The sequence below is a fragment of the Streptomyces sp. NRRL F-5126 genome, assembly GCF_000721265.1.
Classification (GTDB): Bacteria; Actinomycetota; Actinomycetes; order Streptomycetales; family Streptomycetaceae; genus Streptomyces.
The window spans coordinates 57,207-68,207 of record NZ_JOFZ01000014.1; the positions used below are offsets into that span (position 1 = coordinate 57,207).

Genomic DNA, 11,001 nt, shown 5'->3' on the forward strand with positions numbered 1-11,001 from the left:
GGCGGCCCGGCCGGGTGCGGATCGGCAGGGACATGCGGCGCGCAACGGCGGGGCGGCCGCCGAGTCGTCCTCGGCGGCCGCCTGCCCGCTGCTCTCGCGCGCTGTGCGCGCGGTGTCACCTGCGGTGGCCCCGCGGGCGGTCGAGCGCCGCGATGCCGATCGCCGCCAGGCCGATCTGGATGAGCCACTCGATCCAGTCGACGCCCTTCGTGTCGGCGACGCCCGCGGCCGACGCGATCCAGGCGCCGATGAACGCCGCGACGATGCCGATGATGATCGTCCACAGCACACCGATGTGCTGGCGCCCCGGGACCACGAGGCGGCCGAGGACACCGATGATGATGCCGATGACGATCGCCGAAATGATGCCTGAGATCTCCATGCCCGCTCCTGTTCGCCCCACTGCCGTCGGCAGTGCGTCCCGTCGGAGCTTGTGCCCGCACGTCAGGCGTTCACTCCCCGCAGCAGGCGGGGCATGGGCGCACCGGGGGCGCGGGCCTCTCGGTCCGGAAGGCTCAGCCCGCGCGGCGGCGCCTGCGCCAGTCCGCGACGATCTCCTCGACGTCGAACGGGCGGATCCCGAGCGGCGGCCCCGGCGGCGGCTTCGCCAGCAGCGCGCCGATCTTCTCGTTGATCTCCGCGACGATCCGCCGGACCTTCCCCTCGGACGGCGCCCGCTTCGCGGCGACGAGCGCGTCCTCGGCCTCCTTGCGCAGGGCCGGCGTGGGCGGCAGGTAGGACAGGTTCTCCTGCCGCATCTTGTCCTTGACCCACCACAGCTCGTCGTACGGCTTGTCGAGCCCGGGGAGCGGCTTGCCCGCGCCGGTCAGGCCGTCGAAGACGCCACGCTCCTGGGCGTCCCTGATCTGCCGGTCCACCCACGTCTCGAAGTTGACGCCCGGCGGCTTGCGTTCGGTCATCGGTGAGCCTCCTCCGGCGGGGTGGCCGCGGGTGCCGCGGCGCGCGCTGACGGACTTCGCACTCTCAGCGTACGGGGGCGCGTGCCCGCGCCGTCGAACCCGTCAGGGCCCCGTCACGGCCCCGTCACGCCCCGGCGCGCGCCCCGGGCGCCCACTCCGGGTCCCGGCCGGTGAGCCCGAGCAGCCGCTCGAACCTGCCCGCCCCGGGCGGCACGGGGACCTCGGGCCCGAACACGCCCATCTTCCGCCCGGTCGGTGCCAGCTGCGCCCACTGCTGACCGAGCTCGTCCAGCAGCGTCGCGTCCACGCCGGACGGGGCGTAGGTCCTGCCCGTCGCGCGCGCCAGGTCCCAGCCGTGCACCACCAGGTCGCCGAGCACCATCGACCCGACCGTGCGCGCGGGCATGGCCATCGCGCCGGTCGTGCCCTCCTCCGCGCCGGGCTCGGCCCAGGCCGCCACGAGGCGCCGCGTCTCCTCGGCGAATCCGGCCCGCCAGTCCCCTTCGAGCGGCACGGGCTGCTGGGTGAAGTCCGCGTCCCGCTTGGCCGCGAGCTCGCGGAAGTTGACCACCACGCGGTAGAGGTGGCCCACCAGCGTGCGGACGTCGTAGTCGCCGCAGGGCGTCGGCCAGGACAGCTGCTCGTCCTCGATGCCGCGGACTACCGGCACGGTGCGGTCCGCGGCGCGTTCCACCAGGTCACTGATCTTCTCGCTCATGCGGCCGACGCTAGGCGCCGCCGCGCGGCATGTCTTGAACAAACGCGCCACGTGCGGCGCCCCCGCCCCGCGAGGCCGCGCGCATCCCACGGCCGCCGCCTACGATCGGACGCATGGCAGGCCCACGCCGCGATACGCGAGGCATCGTCGACGCCGGGGGCCTCTTCGTGCGCGTGCGTTTCCGGCGCAGGGAGCCCGCGCCCGCGCTGCGCCCCTACCTGGAGCACTACTGGCTGATCGACTGGGATCTCGACGAGCCGTACACGTCCCAGGTCGTGCCCCACCCCTCGGTCAACGTCGTCTTCCAGCACTTCGCGCGGGAGAGACCGGGCAGCGGGCCGGGCAGCGGGCCGGGCAGCGGGCCAAGCACGCGCGAGAGCCGCCCGTTCGCCGAGATCGCGGGCATCCGCGACGAGCTGTTCGTGCAGGAGCTCGCCGGTCGCGGCCGCGTGTGCGGGGTGCAGTTCCGGCCGGGCGGCTTCCGTCCCTTCTCCCCCGCGCGCTCCGTCGCCGACTGGACGGGGAGGCAGGTCCCGCTGGCCGAGGCCATGCCCGTGACGGACGCCGACCTCGCGGCCGTCCTCGGCCCCGAGGACGAGGACGAGCGGGTCGCCGCGCTGGACGCCTACCTGCTCGCGGTGGCGGCGGCCGCGCCCGCGCCGGAGCACGCCGCGCCCGTGGCACGCGCGACGGGCCTGGCCGACCTCGTACGCCGCGACCGCTCGATGCGGCGCGTCGACCGCCTGGCGCAGGCCGCGGGCCTCTCGCCGCGCTCGCTGCAACGGCTCTTCGCCGGGTACGTGGGCGTGGGCCCGAAGTGGGTGATCCTGCGGTACCGCATCCACGAGGCGCTCGAACGGGCCGAGGCGGCGGGCGGCGCGGCGGACTGGACGGCGCTCGCCGCGGACCTCGGCTACAGCGACCAGGCGCACCTGGTGCGGGACTTCACGGCCACGGTCGGGGTGTCACCGGCCGCTTACGGGCGCGCGGTCTGAGCGTTGCCCGCGGCGGTCGCGGACGACGGTGACGATGATGATCGCGATGCCGAGCAGTGCCACCGTGGTGTTGGCGGTGGTCAGGAGCAGCGCGAGGCCATGCCCACCGCTGCTGAGGGTCTACGGGTCATGACCGGGCGGCGCACTGCTTTGTGAGGTCCGCCCGCCTCCCTCACATTCCGGTCGGCTGCCCGGTCGTGATCTGTGAGGCCGGCGAGCGGAACGACAGCCGGCCGGAAGGAGAACAGTCATGAGCGGCGGCACCGAGCGCCGGATCGCGACATCCGTGCTGGTGATCGGGACGGGCGGATCCGGTCTTCGGGCCGCGATCGAGCTCGCGTCACTCGCTGCCGGCGGCATCAACGCGGCGCTGGGGACGATGGACCCCGCCGATTCCTGGCAGCAGCACGCAGCGGACACGATCAAGGAGAGCTACTTCCTCGCGAACCCGCACACGGTGGAGGTCGTCACCCGCGGCGCCGAAGAGGGCCGGATGCGGCACGCGACCATCCTGCGCCACGGGATGCTCTACGGTCCCGGGACGTGGTACGCACCGGGCGCCCGCATGGCCAACGGCGTGACCGCGGGACTCGTCGACGACGAACCCGCCCCCGCGACCGAGTGGCTCCCCGCGTACGCCAGGGGGCTCGGCGCCCCGGCCCCCGCGATCGCCCCGCTGCCGCAAGGAACACCACGGGGCCGGGGAGCTGCCAACACGAAGGCGTGGCTGCCGACCCGTAGCGCGAGCGCCCGGCGAGGAGACAGGGTGGGCCGGCATGGAGAAGAAGGCGCCGCGCGTGCTGCTCGAACCGTGGTCCGAGGCCGACCTCGGGCTCCTGCGCGCCCTGAACGCCCCGGAGCTGATGACCCACCTCGGCGGCCCCGAGACGGACGAGCAGGTGCTCGCCAGGCACTGGCGGTACGTGGGCATGAGCGCGCAGAGCGCCGCCAGGGGCAGGATGTTCCGGGTCGTGCTCGTGCCGGACACCCCACACGCGCCCGCGCTCTCCGTGGGCCTGGTCGGCTTCTGGGAGAACGTCTGGCAGGGCCGGGAGATGTACGAGTCGGGCTGGGGGCTGCTCGCCGCCTTCCAGGGCAGGGGCATCGCGGCGGCGGCCCGCGCGGCCGCCGAGCAGGCGCGCGCCCAGCGCACGCACCGCTTCCTGCACGCGTTCCCCTCGGTGGCCAACCCGGGCTCCAACGCGGTGTGCCGCAGGGCGGGCTACGCGCTGCTCGGGGAGTGCGCCTTCGAGTACCCGCCCGGCAACGTGATGCGCTGCAACAACTGGCGCCTTGACCTGGACGCCTCCCCCGAGGAGCGGGCGGAGGCGCTGAGGGCCGCGGAAGGTCCGCCCCCGTCCTGAGCGCCGATGGGATGCTGACGAGGTGAACGGGCCCTCGATCCACCTCGGCGTCGCCCCCGAGCTGCGACTCTTCGTCGCCGCCGAGCGCCGCCACGGCGTCTCCACCGTGGTCACGGACGGCTCCTCCACGCTCGGCCACGTCGTCCAGTCGCTCGGGATCCCGCTCACCGAGGTGGGCCGGCTGCTCGTCGACGGGCGGCCCGTGCTCGTCTCGCACGTGCCGTCCGCCGGGGAGAGCGTCGAGGTGGGGCCGCGCCCCCGCCCCCAGTCCGTGCCCGGCGCGCCGCTGCGCTTCCTGCTCGACGTGCACCTCGGGACGCTCGCCCGCAGGTTGCGCCTGCTCGGCGTGGACGCGGCGTACGAGAGCGAGGACGCCGGCGATGCGGAGCTCGCGAGGCTGTCCGCCGCCGAGCGCCGTGTGATGCTCTCCCGCGACCGCGGGCTGCTGCGCCGCAGCGCGCTGTGGGCGGGCGCGTACGTCTACAGCGACCGGCCCGTGGACCAACTGCGCGACGTGCTGGGACGGTTCGCGCCCGCCCTGGCGCCCTGGACGCGGTGCACGGCGTGCAACGGCGTGCTGGCGGCTGCCGACAAGGACGACGCGTCCGTGCGGGCCGCGCTCCAGCAGGGCACGGCGCGGACGTACGACGTGTTCGCGCGGTGCACCGCCTGCGGCAAGGTCTACTGGCGCGGCGCGCACCACCGGCACCTGGCGGAGATCGTGGCCGAGGCGGTCCGGGAGTTCGGCGACGGGACGGCCGCCTGAGGCGCACGCGGCCGACGCGGCGCGGCGGCCGCGCACCCGCATGGCAGGCTGTGGCCATGTTCGTGCTCCGCTCCGCCGCACTCTACGTACTCGCCGCACTGTTCGAGATCGGCGGCGCGTGGCTCGTGTGGCAGGGCGTGCGCGGCGACGGCGACGCGGGCGGGCGCGGCTGGCCGTGGATCGTCGCGGGCGTCGCGGCGCTCGGCGCGTACGGGTTCGTCGCCACGCTCCAGCCCGACGGCCAGTTCGGCCGCGTCCTCGCGGCGTACGGCGGTGTCTTCGTGGCGGGTTCCGTCGTCTGGGGCGTGGTCGCGGACGGCTACCGCCCGGACCGCTGGGACATCGCCGGGGCGGCCGTCTGCCTGGTGGGCATGGCGCTGATCATGTTCGCACCGCGCGGCCGCTGACCGCGCTGCCGCTCATCGCGCTGCCGCTGACCGCGCTGCGAACGCCGGGCAACGCGCAGGAGCCGGTCGCGACCGCCCCTCCGGTCCCTTGAGCACCCTGCCTATCCTGGGGTTTCCGCAGAGACCACACGCGCGAGGAGAACACCCATGACCGCCGCCGCCGACCGTCACACCGCCGTCGTCACCGGCGCGAGCAGCGGCATCGGCGCCGCGACCGCGCGGCAGCTCGCCGCCGCCGGCTACCACGTCGTGGCCACCGCGCGCCGCGAGGACCGCCTCGCGTCGCTCGTCGAGGAGATCACCGCGGCCGGCGGCAGCGCGAGCGCGCACGGACTCGACGTCACGGACCGTGCGGCCGTCGACGCGTTCGCCGCGCACCTCGCGAAGACGGCGCCCGGCGCGGTCGAGGTCCTGATCAACAACGCGGGCGGCGCGCTCGGCGCGGACCCGGTCGCCGGCGGCGACGCCGCCGAGTGGCGGCAGATGTACGAGACGAACGTCCTCGGCACGCTCAACGTCACGCAGGCGCTGCTGCCCGCGCTGACCGGCAGCGGCGACGGCACGGTGGTGATCGTCTCGTCCACGGCGGGGCACGGCACGTACGAGGGCGGCGCGGGGTACGTGGCCGCCAAGCACGGCGAGCACGTGCTCGCCGAGACGCTGCGCCTCGAGATCGTCGGCACGCCGGTACGCGTGATCGAGATCGCGCCCGGCATGGTCAAGACCGAGGGCTTCTCGACCACGCGCTTCCACGGCGACACGGCGAAGGCGGCGAAGGTGTACGAGGGCGTCGCGGCGCCCCTGACCGCGGACGACGTCGCCGACACGATCACCTGGGCCGTCACCCGCCCGAGCCACGTCAACATCGACCTGCTGGTCGTCAGGCCGCGCGCGCAGGCCTCCAACACCAAGGTGCACAGGGAGCTCTGAGAGGAGCGAGTGATGACCGACAACTTCACCACGCGGGCCCACGACGAGGGCGCGAGGCGCGGCGGCGAAGCCGTCGAGACGTACGCGTACTCCGGCCACACCGCCAGTGGCCAGAGCTGGCGGTCGAGTCCGGGCGAGAACCTGACGAGACTGCTGGCGGACCTGCTGCACTGGGCGGACGACACGCAGCGGGACTTCGACAGGGCGCTTGAGCGTGCGAGGAAGCTGCACGACACCGAGCTGTGAGCCAGATCATCACATCAACTGAACGCCTGATCGAAAGATCATCAGTTCAGGTGATGGGACGGCAACCTACTGGCGTGGGCACCCCCGAATGGATGATGCTCACGGTGTGCGAGTGACCGGCCGCGGACCGTCACAAGCACTCCCGCGCAGTCCCACGCGGCGGGAACAGTCCCAGTAGTGCGCCCTCAGGGCAGCACACAGCAAGGAGAGAACGAAACATGAACATCCTCACTGGTGTCCTCGCCGGCCTCGTCCACTTCGTCGGCTGGCTGATCTGACACACGGCGAGCACGGCGCCGGCTTCCCCCGAGGAGGCCGGCGCCTTCGCGTACGCCCCGCCGGTGGTTCACCACGCACCCGCCCGCCGCGCCCTGCGGGCAAGCACACCCTCGCTCAGTTCCTCCATCTCCCGCAGCGCGCCGACGCGTTCGCGCCGGGAGAGCCGGTCGAGGTAGAGCCGTCCGTTGAGGTGGTCGGTCTCGTGCTGCAGGCACCGGGCGAAGTAGCCGCGCCCCTCCACGACGACCGGCCCACCGCCCTTGTCGAACCCGCGCACGACTGCCCTGTCGGTGCGCGGGACGACGCGCTGGGGTCCGGGCACGGACAGGCACCCCTCGCGCTCCTCGACGAGCCGGCGCTGCCCGGGTGGAAGCTCGTCGAGCACCGGGTTGAGTACGTGCCCCACGTGGCGCACGCCCCAGTCGTCGTCCATGTCCCAGACGAACAGCCGCAGATCGACGCCCACTTGGTTCGCGGCGATGGCAGCGCCCTCCGCGACGGAGTTGGTGGCGAACATGTCGTCGACGAGCGCGGCCAGTTCCGCCGACCCGAAGTCGTCGGCCCCGGCGGGACGGCACTGCCGCCGCAGGATCTCCTCCCCGACGAGCGTGACGGGCCGCGGCGTTCCGCGCCGCTCGGTCTCGGCCATGCGTACTCCTCGGGAAACGGCCCGCAGCGCGCTCGCCGGAGAGCGCGGCTTGCACAACTCTTTGCAAAGTAGCACGCTTTGCAAAATGAGTGACGACCCACTGCCACGCTTCGCCCCCTCCGCCCCGCGCCTCCTCCCCGACCACCCCGTGCGCCTCGCACTCCTCGACCTGCTGGCGGAGCGCGGCACGCTGACGGCGACACAGGCCGCGCGGCGCCTCGGGCACAGTTCCGGCCTCTGCTCGTTCCACCTGCGCCAACTCGCGCGCTACGGCCTGATCGAGGAGGCCCCGCACTCGGGCGGCCGCGCCAAGCCGTGGCGGCTTCGCTGGGAGGACGCCGGCGACGGGAGGACCCCGGCGGACGACGGCCCGGGCGCCGAATTCAGCACGCTGACGCGGGCGTTGGAGAACGAGAGCTACGACCGCTGGCTGGCGCACCGGGACCGTGCACCGCTGGAGTGGCGTGGGCGCGAGAGCGAGGCGGTCAGCGCGGTCGTGTATCTGACCCCGTCGGAGGCGGACGAGCTGGCACGCTCCTTCGAGGAGCGACTGCGCGCCTACGCGGCGCGCGACGCGTCCCCGTCCCGCCGGCCGCGCCACGCGGTGGCGGTCGCCGCGATCGCCCGCCTCTTCCCGCTCCTGACGCCGCCCCCCGACCGGGAGTAGGCCGGCCGGCCGTGCTCGCGGGACCTGCTACACGGGTTCCGCGGGTGTGCCCGCGTCCTCTTCCGGGGCAGGCGGGAGGGGCAGCCTGGCCAGGAGGCGCAGTGCGGCGTCGGCGGCCCCGTTGTCGCCGACAGCGCGGAAGAGGGCGATGGCGCGGAGTTGGCTTTCCGCCGCCTCCAGGACGCGACCCTCGGCCTCGTAGGCGCGGCCGAGGTTGGTCAGTTCGGCACCCTGGGCGTGGCTGTCGCCGGTCTCTTCGAAGGTGGCGGCGGCTTCGACGTGCAGTGGGATCGCCTCGGCGGGCCGTCCGGCCTCCTGAAGCGCCCCAGCACTGTTCCCGACCGCCATCGCCTCCGCGTGCCGATCGCCGACCGATCGAAACAGCGCCGCGGCCCGTACGTGGTCGGCCAGGGCCTCCTGCGGACGGTTCAGGCGCCGCAGGCACAGGGCGAGGTTGTCCAAGGACTGGCCTTCGGAGTAGGGGTCGCCCATTTCGGCGAAGACGAGGCATGCCTGCCGATGGGCGTCGACCGCATCGTCCAACCGGCCGAGGTGGCGCAGGCACAGACCCAGGTTGCTCAGTGTCTCCGCCTCGCCGTAGCGGTCGCCGGTCTCCCGGCAGATCGCCAGGTCCCGGCCGAGCACCTCGTACGCTTCCTCGTCGCGGTCGAGGCGCATGAGCGCGGTGCCCAGATTGGCCAGTGACCGGCCCTCGCGGCGCAGATCGCCGGCCTCGCGGTGGATGGCGGCAGCCACGCGGAGCGGGGCGACGGCATCACCGAAACGACGCACCCGAAGCAGGACGAGGGCGGCGCCGTTCAGGCAGTCGGCCTCCAGGGTGCGGTCGCCCAGCCGCTGGGCGACACCCAGGGCCTCGGCGTGTGCGGCCATCGCCTCGGGATAGCGGCGAGCCTCGCGCAGGCTGTTTCCGAGGTTGTTCAGCGCACCGGCCTCCAGGACGCGGAATCCGTCCATGAGGTCGTCAGGCGCGGACACACCGGCCGTCCCCGCGGCGAGCCTGCGCAGACCCTCCAGCGTGGCCCGGGCGATGGCGATCAAGTCCTCGACCCGGCGGTACCGCAACAGGAACACCCGCAGGTCTTCACCGAGGGCCACCACGGCCTGCACATGGCCGGCCGCGCAGTCGGTGACGGCCGCGACCAGGTTCGGCCGTTCCGCCTCGAGCCAGCCCATGGCCTGCTCCCGGCCCGCGAACCGGCTGTCGGGGGAACTCCCCTCCAGGTGGGACGTCGCGGCCCGGGTCTCGGCCATGTAGTGGTCCAGCAGACCGCTCAGTGCTTCCCGCCGGCGGTCCGAGTGCGCGTGCTCGGCGCCGAGTTCAGCGGCATAGAGCCGTACCAGGTCGTGCATCGACCAGCGTTCGGCGGCCGGGTGCTCAAGCAGGTGCGCGCGGGCCAGGTCGCGCAGCAGCCGGCGGGCGCCCACCGGGTCACCGAGCAGCACGGCGGCGGCCGGCGTGCCCACGTCGGGCCCCGGGGCCGCCGACAGCAGCCGGAAGGCGCGCGCCTGAGACGGCGGCAGATGCCGGTAGGACAGGTAGAAGACGGTGCGCACTTCCAGCGGGCGGCCTTGGTCGTCGGTGTCTTCCAGGGCCAATACGTCCAGGCGTGCCGCGGCCAGTTCCTCTGCCTGGTCGCGCAGCGGTCGGTCCCGGTCGTCGGCCAGCAGAGCCCCCATGATGCGCAGCGCCAGCGGGAGCCGCCCGCACAGCTCCGCGATCCGGGCCGCGTCAACGGGCTGCGCGGTGGCGCGGTCGTCGGCCTCGCCATCCGGACGGCCGTCGCCGCCGAGCCGCAAGACCTGGTCGAGCAGCGCGACCGCCTCCGGCGGTGCCAACGGGGCGAGTTCGATCCGCCGGGCACCGAGAGCGGCCAGGGTCTGCCGCGAGGTGACCAGCACGCGGTGCGGCCCGGCGGCGGGCAGCAGCGGGGAAGCCTGGCCCGCGGTGCGTACGTTGTCCAGCACGGCAAGCAGCGGGCGGCCCTGCTCGGCGAGCTGGGCCAGCACGAGCCGCCAAGCGTCGATCTTCTCGGCGGGAGTGGTGGGCAGGTCCTTGCCCTTGAAGCCGAGTGCGCGCAGCAGTTGATCGGCGACGGTGGCCGCGTCCACGGGGCTCTCGTGGCTGTACCCTCGCAGGTCGGCGAAGAGCACGCCGCCGGGAAACCATCCGTTGCGCGCGGCGTGGTGCGCGGCGTGCAGAGCCAACGCGGTCTTCCCGACCCCGCCCATTCCGGTCATTGCTGAGACGACGACCGCTGGCTGCGCAGGGTCGGGCCCCTTCCCCGGGGCGTCCTTGCCCGGGGCGCCCTTGCCCGAGGTCCCTTCGCTCGCGTCCCACTCCGGGGCCAGCCATGTCAGGAGTCTCGTGACCGCCTCGTCCCGGCCGCTGAAAACGGCCGACTCGGCGGGCAGCGTGACCGGTCCCTGCTCCGAAGCCCGTTCGGAGCCGCGGGCCTTTCCGCCGCGCCGGGCGTCCCGTTCGGTCCGGGCGCGGTCCAGTAGCAGCGTCCAGTCCCCGGTGGACGGCCCGGACTTGGCGCGGGCCCGCAAGAAGGCCACCAGCACCATGAAATAGGGCGTGGAGGACCGGCCGGGGACGGCCTCACCGGTCAGCCACGCGCTGAGCGTTGTGTCGGAGATGGTCAGTGGCGGCCGTTGCTCGGTCCCGAGCGCGACCAGCCGACTCAGCGTCGGGGAGCGCGCAGCCTCGTACAGGGCGCGCAGTTGCTGGTGGAACCGGTCCGCTTCCCTGCCCATGCCGACCCCGCCTTCCGGACAACACCCGACCCCGGAAAAACCGCGCACCCCGGCCGACCAGCGTATCCATCCGGAGCGGCTCCGGGGGGACTTCGCCGGATACCCCCCGGAAGTCGCGCCATGGGCCGCAACGCCAACGGCACCCCGCCGGCGCCCCGCCCAAAGGAGCCCACCATGCCCACCAGCCCGGCCGCCACGTCCCGCGCTCTGCGCCTCCAGCTCATCGCCCGCATCGCGGCCGGCGCCGCATCAGGCGCGGCCCGCGCTCTGGTGGCCTGGCTC

12 protein-coding genes and 1 pseudogene are annotated in these 11,001 nt (G+C 73.9%); 8 read left to right on the forward strand and 5 right to left on the reverse strand.

Going from position 1 to position 11,001, the window contains the following annotated elements:
* Positions 1-115: 115 nt before the first annotated feature.
* From IH48_RS0129195 to IH48_RS0129205, 3 genes are all read right to left on the reverse strand, one after another.
* On the reverse strand, positions 116-382 hold the full coding sequence (locus tag IH48_RS0129195) for a GlsB/YeaQ/YmgE family stress response membrane protein (RefSeq protein WP_030911171.1): 267 nt from the start codon (positions 380-382) through the stop codon (positions 116-118).
* A gap of 133 nt (positions 383-515) precedes the next feature.
* On the reverse strand, positions 516-920 hold the full coding sequence (locus IH48_RS0129200; RefSeq protein WP_030911174.1) for a DUF1992 domain-containing protein: 405 nt from the start codon (positions 918-920) through the stop codon (positions 516-518).
* 124 nt (positions 921-1,044) lie between these two features.
* Positions 1,045-1,638, reverse strand: coding sequence for a TIGR03086 family metal-binding protein (locus tag IH48_RS0129205; protein ID WP_030911177.1), 594 nt, complete (start codon positions 1,636-1,638; stop codon positions 1,045-1,047).
* Positions 1,639-1,751: 113 nt separating this feature from the next.
* On the opposite strand from IH48_RS0129205, the gene IH48_RS0129210 reads away from it, so the two are divergent.
* The 7 genes and pseudogenes from IH48_RS0129210 to IH48_RS0129235 all read left to right on the forward strand — a co-directional run bounded on the left by IH48_RS0129210 (position 1,752) and on the right by IH48_RS0129235 (position 6,346).
* The gene (locus IH48_RS0129210) at positions 1,752-2,633 is read left to right on the forward strand and encodes an AraC family transcriptional regulator (RefSeq protein ID WP_030911180.1); all 882 of its coding nucleotides are present in this window, start codon (positions 1,752-1,754) and stop codon (positions 2,631-2,633) included.
* Between the two features lie 250 nt (positions 2,634-2,883).
* A pseudogene (locus IH48_RS37210) lies at positions 2,884-3,123 on the forward strand (FAD-binding protein); the annotation flags it as partial.
* A gap of 286 nt (positions 3,124-3,409) precedes the next feature.
* Positions 3,410-3,997, forward strand: a complete 588-nt coding sequence (locus tag IH48_RS0129215) for a GNAT family N-acetyltransferase (protein WP_051840824.1) — start codon at positions 3,410-3,412, stop codon at positions 3,995-3,997.
* Between the two features lie 22 nt (positions 3,998-4,019).
* Complete coding sequence (locus tag IH48_RS0129220; RefSeq protein ID WP_030911186.1) at positions 4,020-4,763, forward strand: Mut7-C RNAse domain-containing protein; 744 nt, start codon at positions 4,020-4,022, stop codon at positions 4,761-4,763.
* A gap of 56 nt (positions 4,764-4,819) precedes the next feature.
* Positions 4,820-5,170, forward strand: a complete 351-nt coding sequence (locus tag IH48_RS0129225) for a YnfA family protein (RefSeq protein WP_030911189.1) — start codon at positions 4,820-4,822, stop codon at positions 5,168-5,170.
* Positions 5,171-5,317: 147 nt separating this feature from the next.
* Positions 5,318-6,100, forward strand: coding sequence for an SDR family NAD(P)-dependent oxidoreductase (locus IH48_RS0129230; protein ID WP_030911191.1), 783 nt, complete (start codon positions 5,318-5,320; stop codon positions 6,098-6,100).
* Between the two features lie 12 nt (positions 6,101-6,112).
* Entirely contained in the window at positions 6,113-6,346 is a 234-nt protein-coding gene (locus IH48_RS0129235; protein WP_030911194.1) for a hypothetical protein, read from the forward strand.
* Positions 6,347-6,692: 346 nt separating this feature from the next.
* On the opposite strand, the gene IH48_RS0129240 is transcribed toward IH48_RS0129235, so the two are convergent.
* On the reverse strand, positions 6,693-7,274 hold the full coding sequence (locus tag IH48_RS0129240) for a peptide deformylase (RefSeq protein ID WP_030911198.1): 582 nt from the start codon (positions 7,272-7,274) through the stop codon (positions 6,693-6,695).
* A gap of 85 nt (positions 7,275-7,359) precedes the next feature.
* Between IH48_RS0129240 and IH48_RS0129245 the strand changes: the two genes are divergently transcribed.
* Positions 7,360-7,941: a winged helix-turn-helix domain-containing protein gene (locus IH48_RS0129245; RefSeq protein WP_030911200.1), complete on the forward strand. Its 582-nt coding sequence runs from the start codon at positions 7,360-7,362 to the stop codon at positions 7,939-7,941.
* A 27-nt stretch (positions 7,942-7,968) separates the two neighbouring features.
* On the opposite strand, the gene IH48_RS0129250 is transcribed toward IH48_RS0129245, so the two are convergent.
* Positions 7,969-10,719, reverse strand: coding sequence for a tetratricopeptide repeat protein (locus IH48_RS0129250; protein WP_051840826.1), 2,751 nt, complete (start codon positions 10,717-10,719; stop codon positions 7,969-7,971).
* Between the last annotated feature and the right edge of the window lie 282 nt (positions 10,720-11,001).